Genomic DNA, 17,052 nt, shown 5'->3' on the forward strand with positions numbered 1-17,052 from the left:
CTTAGCCTCCTGCCGAGATAGGGGGCCTTGCGCCTCGCGACGTCGACCGGGCATCAATCAGACAGCCTCGTTCGACTCGTCCTCGAACGCGGCAAAGACCGGATCCTCGGTGACAATTTCTTCAGCGGCGATGAATTCGTTGGTCACGATGCCTTCGGCGATTTCGCGCAGGGCGACGACGGTAGGCTTGTCGTTTTCCCATGCAACGCGTGGCTCTTTACCGCCGGTCGCCAGCTGGCGAGCGCGCTTGGTCGAGAGCATGACCAGCTCAAAACGGTTATCCACGTGTTCCAGGCAGTCTTCAACAGTTACGCGGGCCATGGTCTTCCTCAGTAGCAAATGCGGTAGGCGTGCAGCCCATTAGTGGGCAGGCGGACTCGATAGTATAAAAATTCACCAGCCAATAGGGAAGCGCTGTTTTGTCGAGCGTCGCCGTGCGGTGCGGTGCGAATCATTCAGGTACTTCGATGCATGTCCGCGTTTGCCAGGCCTGATCATACCGCTAGAACGCAGTGCAAGGACCGCCATAGACGCCTTGCAATGGCCCTGACAATAACCTCAGAGCATCGCGTCACGCAACCGTGGGGTGAGCTCCTCGAAGAGGGTCTGCACCGAGCGCAGCGCGCGGCAGTCCGGTCGGGTCAAGAGCCACAACTGGGTGTCGCAACCCGGCAACGGCCCGCTGAGTGCATCGACCCCTGGCAGGCTATGCACCATGTAGTCCGGCAGCGCTGCCACGCCCAGGCCAGCGGTGACCAGTTGGGCAATGGTGGACATACCGCTGCACTGGTAGCGCGGGCTCAGGCCAGGGTGTTGCTGGTTGCGCCAGACCACCGTCGGATGGTCCTGCATGGCGTCATCCGGCGCGATCCATGGCACCGCGCTGGCGCTTTCACCGAGGCGGTCGCGCCAATGGGGTTGGCCGCATATCACATAGGAAGTCGAACCCAGGTTGCGCCCCACCAGGTGCTCGGGCGGCGTGTTGGTCAGGCGCAGGGCGATGTCTGCGTCTCGCCGGCTGAGGTTGGCGAACACATTGGAGGTGCCCATCTCCAGCGACAGCGCGGGGTAATTCTGCATGAAGTCGGCCAGTGCAGGCAGCAGCAGGCTGTGCATGACGGCCTCCGTGCAGGTCAGCCGCACGGTACCACTGACGACCTGTTCACCGCTGGTCATGGCAATGCGCGCCGCTTCGAGTGCCTGTTCTGCGCGCTCGGCCTGCTCGGCCAGGGCCTGTGCAGTGTCGGTGGGCAAGTAGCCTTTGCGGCTCTTGACGAACAGGGCCGTGCCCAGCGCTGATTCCAGGCGACGTATCGACCGGAAAACGGTCGACACGTCCACCTTGAGCAACTCGGCCGCCTTGGCCAGAGAGCGCCCGCGTTCCAACGCCAGGACCAGCGAAAGGTCGGCATGGGTAATTTGATATTGCATCGGTGCACGCTCTCGTTGCCGAATTGCCAATGTCTGTTGCGTCAGGGCCATTTTATAGTGAAACGACCCCCGGGAATCAATGCGCCCGCTGCGGTTACCGATCCCCACGATGGGAAAGTGAAAACAACAACAGCTGCAACCATCGTCGCCTACCAGGCGCCAGCCGTCTCTCCACATCGCCGCAGCCAAGCAAAGGATGTACAGCCATGACGTCGCTAGCCCCGTGCGCCCGCTTCTCACGCGAGATGAATGACTTCCTGCAGGCACACCCCGACACCCAATACGTCGACTTGCTGATTGCCGATATGAATGGAGTCGTGCGTGGCAAGCGCATCGAGCGGGCGAGCTTGCACAAGGTGTATGAGCGAGGTATCAATCTGCCAGCATCGCTGTTTGCGCTCGACATCAACGGCGCTACCGTGGAAAGCACTGGACTGGGCCTGGACATGGGCGATGCCGATCGCATCTGCCACCCCATTGCCGGTACGCTTGCGCATGAACCTTGGCAGAAGCGCCCCACCGCCCAGTTGCTCATGACCATGCACGAACTGGACGGCCAGCCGTTCTTCGCCGATCCGCGCGAAGTCTTGCGTCAGGTCGTGGGCCGGTTCGAAGCGCTTGGCCTGACCCTGCGCGTTGCATTGGCGCTCGAGTTTTACCTGATCGATCAGGACAACCTCAATGGGCGACCGCAGCCGCCGCGCTCGCCGTTGTCCGGAAAGCGTGCGCATTCGACCCAGGCCTACTTCATCGACGACCTGGACGAGTACGCCGACTGTTTGCAGGACATCCTCCAAGCGGCAAAGGCCCAAGGCTTGCCTGTCGATGCCATCGTCAAGGAAAGCGCGCCTGCGCAGTTCAAGGTCAATCTGCATCACGTGGCCGACCCTCTGAAAGCCTGTGATCAAGCGATCCTGCTCAAGCGCCTGATCAAGAACGTTGCCTACGACCATGAAATGGACACGACATTCATGGCCAAGCCCTATCCCGATCAGGCGGGCAATGCTCTGCATGTTCACCTGTCGCTTGTAGAAAAACACAGCGGCAAGAACCTCTTTGCAAGCGACGACCCGCTCAGGTGCGAAGCGCTGCGCCATGCCATCGGCGGTGTACTGGAGACACTTCCCGCGTCGATGGCCTTCCTGTGCCCGAACATCAATTCGTATCGCAGGTTCGGCGCCCAGTTCAATGTGCCAAACGCCCCAGGCTGGGGCTTGGATAACCGTACCGTGGCCCTGCGTGTGCCCACAGAAAACAGCCACAGCGCCCGCTTGGAACATCGCGTGGCAGGTGCAGACGCCAACCCTTACCTGACGCTTGCGGTGATTCTTGCTGGCGTTCACCATGGCCTGACCCATCAGATCGAGCCGCAGGCGCCCATTGAAGGCAATGCCTTCGAGCAACTGGAACAGAGCCTTGCGAACAACCTGCGCGACGCGCTGCGCGCGCTGGAAGACAGCGAAGTGCTCAAGCGGTACATCAGTGCGCATTACATCGATATCTTCGTGGCCTGCAAGGACAGCGAGCTGGCCGAATTCGAGGTGTCGATTTCCGACCTCGAATACAACTGGTACCTGCACACCGTGTAGCGCCAAGGCGCCTGCATGAAGCCAGGGGAAGGTTTTGCAGCGGGCTCTGAGTGGGCAGGCCTTGGCGAGAGGCTTGTTAAAAACAATTCCAACACTACGGCTGATATTCATGAGCGATTACACAGAAGCCGGCCGCCCACCCGATGTGGCGGCTGGCGAAAGCATCCAACAGGGTGGCAAGGGCCTGGCCAAAGGCCGGTTAGGGCTGTTGGCCAGCGTGGTGCTTGGCATCTCCACCATCGCCCCGGTCTACACCCTTACCGGCGCCTTGGGCCCGACCGTGCGCGAGGTCGGCGCTCACCTGCCGGCGGTGTTCATCGTCGGGTTCCTGCCCATGCTGCTGGTCGCCCTGGGCTATCGCGAGCTGAATTCGGCCGAGCCGGACAGCGGTACGTCGTTCACCTGGTCGGCGCGAGCCTTCGGCCCGATGATTGGATGGATCGGCGGTTGGGGGCTGGTGGTGGCGACCACCATCGTGCTGTCGAACCTGGCCGGTGTGGCAGTGGACTTTTTCTACCTGTTCCTCGGCCAGATCACAGGCAACCCTGGACTGGCGGCGCTTGCCGACAACTTGCTGATCAATATCGTGACCTGTTGCGTGTTCATCGCCTTGGCCGTGTGGATCTGTTGCCGGGGCATGACCACGACCATGACCGTGCAGTACGGTCTGGTGGCGTTGCAACTGCTGGTACTGGTTGGTTTCGCCTTCGCAGCATTCGGCGAAACGACGGCGCCACCGCCCCTGGCATTCGATTTCGCCTGGTTCAACCCGTTCGGGGTCGAATCCTTCTCGGCGTTCGCCGCCGGGCTGTCGTTGTCGATCTTCATTTTCTGGGGCTGGGACGTATGCCTGACCGTCAGTGAAGAATCGGTAGGCAGCGAAGAGGTTCCGGGCAAGGCGGCCACCTGGACCGTGTTGTTGATTCTGGGGCTGTACTTGCTGACGGCCATTGCCACGTTGCAGTTCGCCGGCATCAGCGAGTCGGGGCTGGGCCTGAATAACCCGCGCATCCAGGAAAACGTGTTCGCCCATCTGGCCGGCCCGGTCATGGGGCCGCTGGCGATCCTGATGTCCATCGCGGTACTGGCCAGCACCGCTGCTTCCCTGCAATCGACCTTCGTTTCGCCTGCGCGCACCTTGCTTGCCATGGGCTATTACGGGGCGGTACCGCAGAAGTTTGCCAAGGTCTGCCCGCGCTCGCAGACGCCGCGTTACGCCACGGTATGCGCCGGGGTGGCCGCCGGGCTGTTCTACGTCACCATGCGCACGCTCAGCGAAAACGTACTGGCCGACACCATCACCGCCCTGGGCATGATGATCTGCTTCTATTACTCACTCACGGCGTTCGCCTGCGTCTGGTATTTCCGCAGCAGCCTGTTCGGCAGCCTTCGGCATTTGCTCATGCGCGGGCTATGCCCTTTGGTGGGCGGTGTCATCCTGTCGGTGATCTTCGTGCGCACAGCCATCGACAGCGCCTCGCCGGACTTTGGCAGTGGCTCGCACGTCGGCGGGGTCGGGCTGGTCTTCGTGATCGCGGGGATTATTTCCGTCCTGGGGATCGTGCTGATGCTGATGTCCCGGCTGCGAGCCCCCGCCTACTTCCTGGGAGCCACGCTGCGTCAGCACGCTACCTTGCCGTTGCGGGACTGACCAGGGCCACTACCTGCGACGTGCAGAAGATTGCGCGAGGGCCTTCCGGAAGGCCCGCGCGCGTCAGCCGATCAACTGCTCGAGCAGCGCCCCATGGCGGTGTTGCTGCTTCTTCAGGAGCAGGCGATTGGCGCGGAACACGGCTTTCAAGTCCGCCAGTGCCGTATCGAAAACATCGTTGATGATCACGTAGTCGTACTCGTCGTAATGCACCATCTCGCTGACGGCCTCTTTCATGCGCCCGGCGATGATCGCGTCGCTGTCCTGGCCGCGGCCATCGAGGCGCTCGCGCAATGCGGCCTGGCTTGGCGGCAGGATGAAGACCGACAACGCCTGTGGCATCAGCTTGCGTACCTGCTGCGCGCCTTGCCAGTCGATTTCCAGGATCAGGTCGAAGCCTTGGTCCAGCGTCTGCTGCAATGCACTGCGAGAGGTGCCATAGAAGTTGCCGAACACCTCGGCATGCTCCAGAAAATCGCCCTGTTCGATCAGTGCCCTGAACGCGTCATGCTCGACGAAGTGGTAGTTCACACCATGCTGCTCGCCAGGACGCATGGCCCGGGTGGTGTGCGAGACGGAAACACGAATCTGCTTGTCGTCCTGGGTCAGGGCGTTGACCAGGCTGGTCTTGCCGGCGCCGGACGGAGCGGAAACGATATAGAGGGTGCCGCTGGTGTGGTTCATGGTCGGTGTGGCCTTACTCGATGTTCTGTACTTGTTCACGCATCTGTTCGATCAGGACCTTCAGGTTGACCGCCGCCTGCGTGCTGCGGGGATCGAAGGCTTTGGAACCGAGCGTGTTGGCTTCGCGATTGAGCTCTTGCATCAGGAAATCCAGGCGGCGCCCGGCGGCACCTGCACCCTTGAGTACGCGCCGTACTTCGGCGACATGGGTGTCGAGGCGATCAAGCTCCTCAGCCACGTCGCTCTTCTGGGCCAGCAGGACCATTTCCTGCTCCAGGCGCTGCGGGTCGATTTCGGCCTGAAGGTCGTTGAAGCGATCCAGGATCTTCTGGCGTTGCGCGGCCAGCATCTGTGGCACCAGCGCTCGCAGCGTCGTGACCTCTTCGGCCATGCTGTCCAGGCGCTCGTTGATCAGACGGGCCAATTCCTGGCCTTCGCGCTGACGCCCGGCCTTGAGTTCGGCAAGCGCGTCGTTGAACAGCGCCATGGCTTGGGCATTGAGTGCCTGTGGGTCGCTGGCGTCAGCGACCAGTACGCCCGGCCAGGACAGCACTTCCAACGGGTTGAGCGGCGCCGGCTGCTGGATCAGCGCTGCCACTTGCTCGGCGGCGGCCACTAGCTGCGCAGCGCGCTCGCGGTCGACCTGCAACGGCTTGCCGCTGCTGTCCTCGTTCAGGCGCAGGGTGCATTCCACCTTGCCTCGGGAAAGGCCTTGGCGCAGGCCTTCGCGCACGCCACCTTCAAGGTCGCGCAGGGCGTCGGGCAGACGCAGGTGCGGCTCCAGGTAACGATGGTTGACCGAGCGCAGCTCCCAGACCAGGGTGCCTTGGCTGCCGGCGCGCTCGACCCGCGCAAACGCGGTCATGCTGTGCACCATGGGGGTACCTCGCATAAAGATTGGACATGGCAGCCTGCTGGCTGCGAGGCGCAGGATTGTAGCGCACTGGGGCCTTGCGACCCAATGCGCCAGTGCGCCTGAGCGACGGACAGGACCGTCGCAAATGCAGGCGCGCACGACCGTCAGCGACGATAGGCGTGTCCTCACTAGGCTACGGGCTCTATAATGCCTGCCAGATTCAATGTCCCAGTACAGGTATCCCAGATGAAACGTCCAAGTGGTCGCGCCGCCGATCAGCTCCGCTCGATCCGCATCACCCGCAACTACACCAAGCACGCCGAAGGGTCGGTACTGGTCGAGTTCGGTGACACGAAAGTCATCTGCACGGTCAGCGTGGAAAACGGCGTGCCGCGCTTTCTCAAAGGCCAGGGCCAAGGTTGGTTGACCGCCGAATACGGCATGCTGCCGCGCTCGACGGGCGAACGTAACCAACGCGAAGCCAGCCGTGGCAAGCAAGGCGGTCGCACGCTGGAGATCCAGCGCCTGATCGGCCGCTCACTGCGCGCAGCGCTGGACATGAGCAAGCTCGGTGACATTACGCTGTACATCGATTGCGATGTCATCCAGGCCGATGGCGGCACCCGTACAGCCTCCATCACCGGTGCCATGGTTGCCGTCTGCGATGCCCTGGCCGTGATCAAGAAGCGTGGTGGCCTGAAGGCGGGCAACCCGCTCAAGCACATGATCGCCGCCGTGTCGGTGGGCATGTATCAGGGTGAAGCGGTGCTCGACCTGGACTACCTGGAGGACTCGGCAGCCGAAACCGACCTGAACGTGGTCATGACCAGCGCTGGCGGTTTCATCGAGGTGCAGGGTACGGCAGAAGGTGCACCGTTCCAGCCAGAAGACTTCAACGCCATGCTCGCCCTGGCGCAGAAGGGCATGGACGAGATCTTCCAGCTGCAGCAAGCCGCGCTGGCAGACTGAACCTGATCAGGAGGGTGCAGGCATGACCGATCCGAATCTTTCGATCATCCCGCCCAGTGCCGAGGTCAGGCAGTGGGCGATGCTCTGTCACCTTTCCGCGCTCCTTGGCCTGGTGATCCCGCTCGGGCACCTGCTGGGGCCGTTGGTGCTGTGGCACCTCAAGCGCGAGCAGGACCCGTTCATCGATGCGCAAGGCAAGGAAGCGCTGAATTTCCAGATCAGCGTGACGGTGGCAGGGTTCATCTGCCTGCTGCTGATATTCGTGGTGATCGGGCTGGTGCTGTTTGCCGTGCTGTCAGTGGCGGTGATGATTCTGATCGTCATCGCTGCGGTACGCGCCAACGAAGGCAAGCCTTACCGCTACCCGATGATCTGGCGGCCGATCAAATAGCCAAGTGGGGCTGCAAGGCAGCCCCACTGGTTGTTCAGATAGTCAGCGTCCAGTCGTAGTCGACGATCAATGGCGCATGCTGGGAGAAGCGCGGCTGACGTGGCAAGCGCGCGTTGCGCACGAAGCGGCGCAGGCCTGGGGTGAGGATCTGGTAGTCGAACCGGTAGCCCAGGTTCAGCATTTCGGCCTGCTCGTTGTCCGGCCACCAGCTGTACTGGTCACCCTCACGGCTGACTTCGCGCAGGGCATCCACGTAACCCATCTCGCCGGTGATGGCATCCATCCAGGCACGCTCTGGCGGCAGGAAGCCCGGCGACTGCTGGCTGTCACGCCAGTTCTTGATGTCGAGCTTCTGCTGGGCAACATAGAACGACCCACAGTAGATGTACTCACGGCGCTTGCGACGCTGCTTGTCCAGGTACTTGGCGAAGTCGTCCATCAACTTGAATTTCTGGTTCAAGTCTTCATCCCCGTTCATGCCCGAAGGCAGGAGCAGGCTGGCAATACTGACTTTGTCGAAATCTGCTTGCAGGTAACGCCCGTAACGGTCGGCTGTCTCGAAGCCCAGGCCGGTGATGACTGCCTTGGGCTGCATGCGCGAATAAAGGGCCACACCACCTTGGGCAGGCACCTCCGCGTCGCAGGCATAAAGGAAATAGCCATCGAGCTGGAAAGCTGGGTCATCGAGTTCAAAGGCCGAGGCGCGGGTATCCTGAAGGCAGATGACGTCGGCATTCTGGGCTTGTAGCCAGCTGAGCAAACCACGCTCGGCCGCAGCCTGAATGCCATTAACGTTCACACTGATGATCCGCATAAATGGCCCCATAAATCTCGTGCGTGTATGATACCCGAGCTCAACCCATTTAGCTAAATCCGTGGTGTCCGGGACTTTCCATGCAGCCGTATCAGCGCGACTTCATCCGTTTTGCCATCGATCGCGGGGTCCTGCGTTTCGGTGAGTTCACTCTCAAGTCCGGGCGTACCAGCCCGTACTTCTTCAACGCTGGCCTGTTCAACACAGGTTCGGCACTGGCCGAGCTGGGGCGTTGCTACGCCGCCGCCATCGTCGACAGCAAGATCTCGTTCGACGTGCTGTTCGGCCCGGCCTACAAGGGTATTCCCCTGGCCGCGACCACTGCCGTCGCGCTGGCTGACCAGCATGGGCAAGATGTGCCCTGGTGCTTCAACCGCAAGGAAGCCAAGGATCACGGCGAGGGCGGCAGCCTGGTCGGTGCGCCTCTGGCAGGCGATGTGCTGATCATCGACGACGTGATCACTGCCGGTACCGCCATTCGCGAAGTCATGCAGATCATCAAGGCGCAGCAGGCCAACGCCGCTGGCGTGCTGATCGCGTTGAACCGCGAGGAGCGTGGCAATGGCGAGCTGTCGGCCATCCAGGAAGTGGAGCGAGACTTCGGCATACCGGTGGTCAGCATCGTCTCGCTGACCCAGGTGCTGGAGTTCCTGGCTGACGACCCGCAACTCAAGCAGCACCTGCCGGCGGTCGAGGCCTACCGGGCGCAGTACGGGATCTGACCCAGGGTCTGAAAGCGAAAAAGGCGACCTCGGTTTGAGGTCGCCTTTTTTGTGTCGCCAGTTCTGGCCTGTCGCCGGCTTGGCGGCGACAGGCCTGGCAGGTCAGGAAAGCGACTTGTGGTTGGTGATCAAGGTGCCCACGCCGCTGTCGGTGAAGATTTCCAGCAGCACCGCGTTCGGCACGCGGCCATCGATGATGTGCGAGCTGTTCACGCCGCCTTGCACCGCATCCAGGGCGCATTTGATCTTCGGAAGCATGCCACCGTAGATGGTGCCGTCGGCGATCAGTTCGTTGACCTGCTCTGTGGTCAGACCGGTCAAGACCTGGCCCTGCTTGTCCATCAGCCCGGCGATGTTGGTCAGCAGCATCAGCTTCTCGGCCTGCAGCGCTTCGGCCACCTTGCCTGCTACCAGGTCGGCATTGATGTTGTAGGACTCGCCATTGATGCCGACGCCGATGGGGGCGATCACCGGGATGAAATCACCCTTGACCAGCATGTTCAGCAGGTCGGTGTTCACGCTCACCACTTCACCCACATGGCCGATGTCGATGATCTCGGCGGTGGTCATTTCCGGCGTCTGGCGGCTGACGGTGAGCTTGCGTGCACGGATCAGTTCCGCGTCCTTGCCAGTCAGGCCGATGGCGCTGCCACCGTGCCGGTTGATAAGGTTGACGATGTCCTTGTTGACCTGGCCGCCCAGTACCATTTCCACAACGTCCATGGTCGCCGAATCGGTCACGCGCATGCCGTCGATGAAATGGCTTTCGATGGAAAGCCGCTTGAGCAGATCACCGATCTGCGGGCCACCCCCGTGCACTACCACCGGGTTGATGCCCACGGCCTTCATCAGCACGATGTCGCGGGCGAAGCCCGTCTTGAGCTCCTCGCTTTCCATCGCGTTGCCGCCGTACTTGATCACCAGCGTCTTGCCGACGAAGCGGCGAATGTAGGGCAAGGCTTCGGACAGAACTTCGGCTACGTGGGTGGCGGCATCGCGATCGAGGGTCATGCAGGGCTCCTGTGAGGCCAGATAGTCGGTCAGAACGGCAGTTGCAGGTCAGGTTCTACCCGCAGCAACTGAGTGCGGAAAACATCCTTGATACGCTGCAACTCGGCGTCGCTGTCGGCCTCGAAGCGCAGTACCAGAACCGGTGTGGTGTTGGAGGCACGCACCAGGCCCCAGCCCTGTGCATAGTCCACCCGCACACCGTCGATGGTGGTCAGGCGCGCGTCACCCCAGTCGGCATCGCGTTGCAGTGCATCAATGATGCTGAATTTACGTTCGTCGGTCACATCAATATTGAGTTCCGGCGTGGAAATATCATCAGGAAAAGCGGCGAACACGGTTTCGGCACTCTGTTCGGTCTTGCTGAGGATTTCCAGCAGGCGCGCAGCGCTGTAGATGCCGTCGTCGAAACCGTACCAACGTTCCTTGATGAAGAGATGACCGCTCATCTCGCCTGCGAGCAAGGCGCCGGTCTGATGCATCTTCTTCTTCATCAACGAATGACCGGTCTTCCACATCAGGGTACGACCGCCCAATCGTTCGATCAGGGGGATGAGGCGTCGGGTGCACTTGACGTCGAAGATGATTTCGGCGCCTGGGTTACGAGCCAGGACATCCTGGGCGAACAGCATCAGCAAGCGGTCGGCGTAGATGATGCTGCCGGCCTCGGTCACCACGCCGACGCGATCCGCGTCGCCGTCGAATGCCAGGCCGAGGTCCGCACCCGTGCGCTTGACCGTGTCGATCAGCACCTGAAGGTTCTGCGCCTTGCTGGGGTCGGGGTGATGGTTCGGGAAGTTGCCATCCACTTCGCTGAACAGCGCAATCACCTCGCAACCCAACGCTTCGATCAGTTGCGGGGCGATCACGCCAGCGACGCCGTTGCCACAGTCCACGACCACCTTGAGCCTTCTGGCCAGCTTCACGTCACTGACGATCCGCTGGAAATAGCGCTCCAGAATCGCTACCTGCTGCACGTGCCCTGTGCCCAGGGTCAGGTCATTGGCCTGCAAGCGGCCGAGCAGCGCCTGGATCTGCTCGTTGGCCAGGGTGTCGCCTGCAATGACGATCTTGAAGCCGTTGTAGTCCGGGGGGTTGTGACTACCGGTGAGCATCACGCCCGATTTGCCGCCCAGTTCGTGAGTGGCGTAGTACAGCGCCGGCGTGGGTACCAGACCAAGGTCGTTCACATGGCAGCCTGCTGCGACCAGGCCGCGGATCAGCGGCTCGACGAGCAGCGGGCCGGACAGGCGACCATCGCGGCCCACGCTGACCTGGGGTTCGCCCATGGCCAGGCTCTGTGCGCCGACGGCGCGGCCTATCCAGTAGGCGGTATCAGCGTGCAGCGTCTTGCCGACGATGCCGCGGATGTCATAAGCGCGAAAAATACCAGGCGGCAAGTGGGCGCGGCCCGCCGGGGCCATGTCGTTCATCTGGAAAACCCCATCAGTCAGAAGCGCTCGGTTGCAGGCGCACGCAGAGCGCTTGGACGAAGGTTGCGGCCCGGAGTTCGCCATCCATGGCGAATTTGCTCATGTGCGGTTCAACGGGTGCCGGAGTGACCGAAGCCACCGGCGCCGCGCTGGCTTTGATCGAACGATTCGACGATCTCGAACTGCGCCTGTACCACGGGCACGAGCACCAGCTGGGCGATACGCTCACCGACAGCGATGGTGAAGGCGGTGGTGCCGCGGTTCCAGCACGACACCATCAGTTCGCCCTGGTAGTCCGAATCGATCAGCCCGACCAGGTTGCCCAGCACGATGCCATGCTTGTGGCCCAGGCCCGAGCGCGGCAGCACGAGTGCGGCAAGACCCGGGTCGCTGATATGGATGGACAGGCCCGTTGGAATCAGGACCGTCTGACCGGGTTCGAGCACCGTGTCCTGCGTGAGCAGCGCGCGCAGGTCAAGGCCGGCGGAGCCCGGAGTGGCGTACTGCGGCAACGGGAATTCGGTACCCAGGCGTGGGTCGAGGATCTTGGCTTGTAATGCGTGCATGTAACTTACTGAACCTGATTGAGCCGTTCGGCGATGAAGGCAACCAGCTGACGGGCGATCTTGCCCTTGCTGGTCTGCGCGAAGAGGGTCTGGTGCTGCTGGCGATCGATCACGGTCAAGGCGTTCTCTTCACTGTTGAAGCCGATGCTGGGGTTGGCCACATCGTTGGCGACGATCAGGTCGAGGTTCTTGTCCTTGAGCTTGCGCGTGGCGTAATCGAGCAAGTGTTCGGTCTCGGCGGCGAAGCCGACACTGAAAGGGCGGTCGGTGCGACCGGCCAGGGTGGCAAGGATATCGGGATTGCGCACCATCTGCAGCAGCATGCCATCGCCAGTCGTAGGATCTTTCTTCAGCTTTTGTGGCGCTATGACCTCTGGGCGGTAGTCCGCCACCGCCGCCGAAGCGATGAACAGGTCGCATGGCATGGCCGCCTCACAGGCTGCCAGCATGTCCCGCGCGCTGACCACGTCGATACGGCTGACCCGGTCGGGGGTAGGCAGGTGGACGGGACCGGTCACGAGGGTCACCCGAGCCCCGGCTTCGGCGGCCGCCTCGGCCAGGGCGAAGCCCATCTTCCCGGAGCTATGATTGGTGATGTAGCGCACCGGGTCGATGTTCTCCTGAGTGGGGCCGGCGGTGATCAGCACGTGCTTGCCGGTCAATGCCTGGCGCTTGAAGCTTTCGGCGGCGCACCAGGCCAGGTCGGTGGCCTCGAGCATGCGGCCCAGGCCCACGTCGCCACAGGCCTGGCTGCCCGAGGCAGGGCCGAACACCTGAATGCCTCGGCTCCTGAGCACTTGGAGGTTGGCCTGGGTGGCAGCGTCACGCCACATGGCCTGGTTCATGGCAGGGGCGACGGCGACGGTGGCGTCGGTGGCCAGCACCAGGGTCGTCAAGAGGTCATCGGCCATGCCCTGGGCCAGGCGTGCCATGAGGTCGGCGGTGGCCGGAGCGATCAGCACCAGATCAGCCCATTTGGCCAGCTCGATATGGCCCATGGCCGCCTCTGCTGCCGGGTCGAGGAGGTCCAGGTGCACCGGATGGCCGGACAACGCCTGCAAGGTCAGCGGCGTGATGAATTCGGCGCCACCGCGGGTCATGACGACACGCACTTGGGCGCCGTGCTCCAGGAGTCGGCGGATCAGTTCGGCGCTCTTGTAGGCGGCGATGCCACCACCGACGCCAAGAACGATGCGCTTGCGATACAGCCGCTGCATAGGGTTGCCTTTTTCCAGTGAAAGCGGGCGGCGACAGAAACTGCGTGCGGCAGAACGTCGCATGTACGAGGGCAAATAGATTAACACAGGGCCGAAATGGGCCGCAGCAAGGGCAGGGACGCGATGAACATCAGGGAATGGCCGGTTCAGGATCGGCCAAGGGAAAAGCTGCTGCAGCGTGGGGCGGCGGTGCTGTCTGACGCCGAGCTGCTGGCTGTGCTGCTGGGGTCAGGCGTTGCAGGGCACAACGTGCTCGACTTGGCGCGCGGCTTGTTGGTGCGTTTTGGCGGCTTACGGCCGTTTCTGGAGGCCGATCGGCGGGCCGTCTTGCGCGAGCCTGGCATAGGGGAGGTCAAATACGCACAGCTGCAGGCATTGCTGGAAATCGGTCGTCGCTACCTCGATGAGGGGATCACCCGCGCAGCGGCGTTGGAGGACCCCCAGGCCGTACGACGCTACCTCAAGGCCATGCTGCGCCATGAACCCAGCGAGGTGTTCGGCTGCCTGTTTCTGGACACCAAGCACCGGCCACTGGCGTTCGAGATTCTGTTCAGGGGTACCATCGACCGAGCCAGTGTCTATCCGCGGGAAGTCGTGCGACGGGCATTGATGCACAACGCCGCGGCGCTGATCCTGTGTCACAACCACCCTTCGGGGAACAGCGAACCGAGCAAGGAGGATGTGCACCTGACCTTGTCGCTCAAGCGTGGGCTGGCCTTGATCGATGTGCGTGTGCTGGATCACATCATCATTGGCGACGGGGAGCCGCTGTCCATGGCCGAGCACGGGTGGGTCGTGGCTTAGGGCACGCCGCTGTGGTAGCGGCGCTGTCCAGGACGACCTGTCATGACCGGGGAAGGGGCGCCTTCCCCCGTTCATGACAAGGGCGAGGCGTGGCCAGGGCTTACTTGGTCACGCTCACCTTGCTGAAGTCCAGCCGGCCGAACGGGTTGACCTGATAACCCTCGACACCCTGGCGCAGCAGGGCCGCCGCATTCGGATGCGCCAATGGCACCCACAGCGCCTGCTGCTGGATCAGGGTCTGCGCCTGCTGGTACAGCCGGCTGCGCACGCTCTGATCATTGGTGGTGCGACCGGCACTGATCAGCTGGTCCAGGCGATTGTCACAGAACCGCGCGAAGTTGGTCCCGGACTTGACCGCTGCACAGGAGAACTGCGGGGTGAGGAAGTTATCCGGGTCACCGTTGTCACCTGCCCAGCCCATGAACAGCAGGTCGTGCTCGCCGGCCTTGGCGCGGCGGATCAGCTCGCCCCATTCGATCACCCGAATGTCAGCCTTGATGCCCACCTTGGCGAGATCAGCCTGCAGCATCTGCGCGCCCAGGCTGGGGTTGGGGTTGAGCAGGCTACCCGAAGGACGTGTCCAGATCGTCGTGCTGAAGCCGTCCGCCAGGCCGGCCTTGGCCAGCAAGGACTTGGCTTTCTTCACATCCAGTGGGTAACCGGGCAGGTCCTTGGCATAGCTCCAGGTATTAGGCGGGTACGGGCCATTGGCCGCGATGGCCGAGTCTTCGAAAACAGCCTTCACGTAGGCCTGTTTGTCGAAAGCCAGGTTGATGGCCTGACGCACCTCTGGCTTGTCCAGGGGTGGGTGCTGGCTGTTGAGCGCGATGAATGCCGTCATGAACGCTGGCGTGCTGGCCACCTTGAGGCTGCTGTCCTGGCTGGCCTCGGCAATGTCCAGTGGCTTGGGCGACAGGGCTACCTGGCACTCATTGCGTTTGAGCTTCTGCAGGCGCACGTTCGCATCGGTGGTGATGGCGAAGATCAGCGGGTCGACGGCCGGTTTGCCGGCAAAGTAGTCAGGGTTGGCGCGATAGCGCACCACCGCATCCTTCTGGAATCGCTGGAAGACGAATGGCCCGGTGCCGATGGGTTGGCTGTTGAGCTTCTCGGGAGTGCCTGCCTTGAGCAACGTGTCGGCGTATTCGGCGGAGTAGATCGAGGCAAAGCCCATGCTCAGGGTAGCCAGGAAGGTCGCATCCGGGTGGGTGAGGGTAAAGCGCACGGTATTGGGCGCTGGTGCGTCGATCGTTTTGATCAGGCTGCCCAGTTGCAGCGACTGGGCATGGGGGTAGCCGCCGGGTGCCGTCTTGTGCCAGGCGTGGGCGGGGTAGAGCATGCGCTGGAAGCTGAACAGCACGTCGTCGGCATTGAGCGTACGGCTGGGCTTGAAGTAGCCGGTGGTATGGAATTTCACGTTGTCGCGCAAGGTGAAATCGTACACCAGGCCATCGGCCGACACCGTCCAGCTGGCGGCCAGGCTCGGCACCACTTTGCCTTTGCCGGCATCGAACTCCACCAGGCGGTTCATCAGGACATCGGCCGTGGCATTGGTGGTAGTCAGCGAATTGTACTGCACCACGTCGAAGCCTTCGGGGCTGGCTTCGCTGCAAACGCTCAGTGGCGCTGCCTGGGCTGCACCCACGGCAAGCAGGGAAGTGAACAATAAGGAAAGAGCGGCGGCACGCATGGTGGCTCCTTGGCTGTCAGTGGCCCATCTGCCAGTGCAGTCTGGAAAAGGCCTACCCTAGTGTGACTGCCGGAAAATGACCACACTCTTTTTTACAATCTTGGCGACGAGCGGTCAGCGTCCGATAGGGCCTGCGGCCGTGCCGCCCGCGGCGGTTCGCCCCGGCTCGAATGTTGATCAGGTATTGTTGCAATCGAGTCTTTCTGGTATAAAGCAGCGCTCTTTTCTAGGGGCTCGGCCTGTCGCATCAGCGAATCCGGTCGATAAGACCTCCAGAATCACGGCGCCTCGGCGCCAAAGACTGAGAGATTAAGCGGCCAACCCATGCCGGGTTGGGCATGTGGTTTTAGAGGGCTGAGTCATGTCGAGAGTCTGTCAAGTTACTGGTAAGGGTCCAGTAACCGGGAACAACATTTCCCACGCAAACAACAAAACCCGTCGTCGTTTCCTGCCAAACCTGCAGCACCACCGTTTCTGGGTTGAATCCGAGAAGCGTTTCGTGCGTCTGCGCGTTTCCGCCAAAGGCATGCGCATCATCGACAAGCGCGGCATCGATGCCGTTCTGGTTGACATCCGTAAAGCTGGCGCCAAGGTTTAAGGGAGAGCATCATGCGTGAATTGATCCGTCTGGTTTCGAGTGCCGGTACCGGCCACTTCTACACCACCGACAAGAACAAGCGCACCACCCCGGACAAAATCGAGATCAAGAAATACGATCCCGTTGTTCGCAAGCACGTGGTGTACAAGGAAGCAAAGATCAAGTAATTGATCGGCGACCTGAAAAAAACCCGCCTCTGAACAGAGGCGGGTTTTTTTATGCCTGGCCGAAAGGGTGGGCAGGCCAGGGGTTACTTCTGCTCGAACAATGCATAGATCTTGCGGCAAGGCTCCAGCACTTCCCATGTCCCTTTGAACCCGGCGGGTATGACGAACCGATCACCCGCACGCAGTGTCTTGCTGGCGCCTTTTTCGTCACGCAGCACCGACACGCCCTGCACGATTTCGCAGTACTCATGTTCGGTGTAGTTGACCTTCCACTGGCCGACTTCCCCCTCCCAGACGCCAGCGGCAAACTGCCCGCAGGGGCTTGCATAGTGGTTGTACACGGCCTGGTCCGGCTCGCCCTTGAGAACCTTTTCGGCTGCGGGGCGATAGCGCTCGGCCTCGGTAATGGCCTGGGCGAAGTCGATGATGCTGTCGATGCTCATGAGGGGGCTCCTGTATGTT

The 17,052-nt window shown here is 62.0% G+C and carries 19 protein-coding genes; 8 read left to right on the forward strand and 11 right to left on the reverse strand.

Annotation, left to right across the window (positions count from 1 at the left end; translation table 11 throughout):
* Positions 1-57 precede the first annotated feature (57 nt).
* Together rpoZ and B2S33_RS09430 are read right to left on the reverse strand one after the other, a co-directional pair.
* Positions 58-321, reverse strand: a complete 264-nt coding sequence (gene rpoZ, locus B2S33_RS09425) for a DNA-directed RNA polymerase subunit omega (protein ID WP_012312123.1) — start codon at positions 319-321, stop codon at positions 58-60.
* A 237-nt stretch (positions 322-558) separates the two neighbouring features.
* Positions 559-1,431 (reverse strand): LysR family transcriptional regulator, encoded by an 873-nt coding sequence (locus B2S33_RS09430; RefSeq protein WP_027913365.1) that lies wholly within the window; start codon positions 1,429-1,431, stop codon positions 559-561.
* Between the two features lie 206 nt (positions 1,432-1,637).
* Between B2S33_RS09430 and B2S33_RS09435 the strand changes: the two genes are divergently transcribed.
* Positions 1,638-3,020 carry a glutamine synthetase family protein gene (locus tag B2S33_RS09435; RefSeq protein WP_104926647.1) on the forward strand — a complete coding sequence of 461 codons (1,383 nt, stop codon included), beginning with the start codon at positions 1,638-1,640 and terminating at the stop codon, positions 3,018-3,020.
* Positions 3,021-3,129: 109 nt separating this feature from the next.
* On the forward strand, positions 3,130-4,671 hold the full coding sequence (locus B2S33_RS09440) for an APC family permease (protein ID WP_027913367.1): 1,542 nt from the start codon (positions 3,130-3,132) through the stop codon (positions 4,669-4,671).
* A gap of 63 nt (positions 4,672-4,734) precedes the next feature.
* Here the strand turns inward: B2S33_RS09440 and gmk are convergent, their stop codons facing one another.
* Together gmk and B2S33_RS09450 are read right to left on the reverse strand one after the other, a co-directional pair.
* The gene (gene gmk, locus B2S33_RS09445) at positions 4,735-5,355 is read right to left on the reverse strand and encodes a guanylate kinase (protein ID WP_027913368.1); all 621 of its coding nucleotides are present in this window, start codon (positions 5,353-5,355) and stop codon (positions 4,735-4,737) included.
* Positions 5,356-5,368: 13 nt separating this feature from the next.
* Positions 5,369-6,232 (reverse strand): YicC/YloC family endoribonuclease, encoded by an 864-nt coding sequence (locus B2S33_RS09450; RefSeq protein ID WP_027913369.1) that lies wholly within the window; start codon positions 6,230-6,232, stop codon positions 5,369-5,371.
* Between the two features lie 225 nt (positions 6,233-6,457).
* On the opposite strand from B2S33_RS09450, the gene rph reads away from it, so the two are divergent.
* Together rph and B2S33_RS09460 are read left to right on the forward strand one after the other, a co-directional pair.
* The gene (gene rph / locus B2S33_RS09455; protein ID WP_023532860.1) at positions 6,458-7,180 is read left to right on the forward strand and encodes a ribonuclease PH; all 723 of its coding nucleotides are present in this window, start codon (positions 6,458-6,460) and stop codon (positions 7,178-7,180) included.
* 22 nt (positions 7,181-7,202) lie between these two features.
* Positions 7,203-7,571: a DUF4870 domain-containing protein gene (locus B2S33_RS09460; RefSeq protein ID WP_023532399.1), complete on the forward strand. Its 369-nt coding sequence runs from the start codon at positions 7,203-7,205 to the stop codon at positions 7,569-7,571.
* 34 nt (positions 7,572-7,605) lie between these two features.
* Here the strand turns inward: B2S33_RS09460 and B2S33_RS09465 are convergent, their stop codons facing one another.
* Positions 7,606-8,385 carry an exodeoxyribonuclease III gene (locus B2S33_RS09465; RefSeq protein WP_023532406.1) on the reverse strand — a complete coding sequence of 260 codons (780 nt, stop codon included), beginning with the start codon at positions 8,383-8,385 and terminating at the stop codon, positions 7,606-7,608.
* 80 nt (positions 8,386-8,465) lie between these two features.
* On the opposite strand from B2S33_RS09465, the gene pyrE reads away from it, so the two are divergent.
* Complete coding sequence (gene pyrE, locus B2S33_RS09470) at positions 8,466-9,107, forward strand: orotate phosphoribosyltransferase (protein ID WP_027913370.1); 642 nt, start codon at positions 8,466-8,468, stop codon at positions 9,105-9,107.
* A 102-nt stretch (positions 9,108-9,209) separates the two neighbouring features.
* On the opposite strand, the gene argB is transcribed toward pyrE, so the two are convergent.
* From argB to coaBC, 4 genes are all read right to left on the reverse strand, one after another.
* Complete coding sequence (gene argB, locus B2S33_RS09475; protein ID WP_023532327.1) at positions 9,210-10,118, reverse strand: acetylglutamate kinase; 909 nt, start codon at positions 10,116-10,118, stop codon at positions 9,210-9,212.
* 29 nt (positions 10,119-10,147) lie between these two features.
* Complete coding sequence (locus B2S33_RS09480) at positions 10,148-11,539, reverse strand: phosphomannomutase/phosphoglucomutase (RefSeq protein WP_288502191.1); 1,392 nt, start codon at positions 11,537-11,539, stop codon at positions 10,148-10,150.
* Positions 11,540-11,658: 119 nt separating this feature from the next.
* Positions 11,659-12,114, reverse strand: a complete 456-nt coding sequence (gene dut, locus B2S33_RS09485; RefSeq protein ID WP_027913372.1) for a dUTP diphosphatase — start codon at positions 12,112-12,114, stop codon at positions 11,659-11,661.
* 5 nt (positions 12,115-12,119) lie between these two features.
* Positions 12,120-13,331, reverse strand: a complete 1,212-nt coding sequence (coaBC, locus tag B2S33_RS09490; RefSeq protein WP_023532606.1) for a bifunctional phosphopantothenoylcysteine decarboxylase/phosphopantothenate--cysteine ligase CoaBC — start codon at positions 13,329-13,331, stop codon at positions 12,120-12,122.
* A gap of 123 nt (positions 13,332-13,454) precedes the next feature.
* Here coaBC and radC point away from each other — a divergent pair, with 123 nt between their 5' ends.
* On the forward strand, positions 13,455-14,135 hold the full coding sequence (gene radC, locus B2S33_RS09495) for a RadC family protein (RefSeq protein WP_028686774.1): 681 nt from the start codon (positions 13,455-13,457) through the stop codon (positions 14,133-14,135).
* 100 nt (positions 14,136-14,235) lie between these two features.
* Here radC and B2S33_RS09500 read toward each other — a convergent pair whose 3' ends face one another.
* Positions 14,236-15,825, reverse strand: a complete 1,590-nt coding sequence (locus B2S33_RS09500) for an ABC transporter substrate-binding protein (RefSeq protein ID WP_104926645.1) — start codon at positions 15,823-15,825, stop codon at positions 14,236-14,238.
* 361 nt (positions 15,826-16,186) lie between these two features.
* Between B2S33_RS09500 and rpmB the strand changes: the two genes are divergently transcribed.
* Complete coding sequence (rpmB, locus tag B2S33_RS09505; RefSeq protein WP_003253504.1) at positions 16,187-16,423, forward strand: 50S ribosomal protein L28; 237 nt, start codon at positions 16,187-16,189, stop codon at positions 16,421-16,423.
* 11 nt (positions 16,424-16,434) lie between these two features.
* Complete coding sequence (gene rpmG / locus B2S33_RS09510; protein ID WP_003253507.1) at positions 16,435-16,590, forward strand: 50S ribosomal protein L33; 156 nt, start codon at positions 16,435-16,437, stop codon at positions 16,588-16,590.
* Positions 16,591-16,673: 83 nt separating this feature from the next.
* Here the strand turns inward: rpmG and B2S33_RS09515 are convergent, their stop codons facing one another.
* A complete protein-coding gene (locus B2S33_RS09515; protein ID WP_028686773.1) occupies positions 16,674-17,033 on the reverse strand; it encodes a cupin domain-containing protein in 360 nt (119 codons plus the stop codon).
* Between the last annotated feature and the right edge of the window lie 19 nt (positions 17,034-17,052).

Source organism: Pseudomonas sp. UBA5568 (assembly GCF_002425525.1).
Classification (GTDB): domain Bacteria; phylum Pseudomonadota; class Gammaproteobacteria; order Pseudomonadales; family Pseudomonadaceae; genus Aquipseudomonas; species Aquipseudomonas fulva.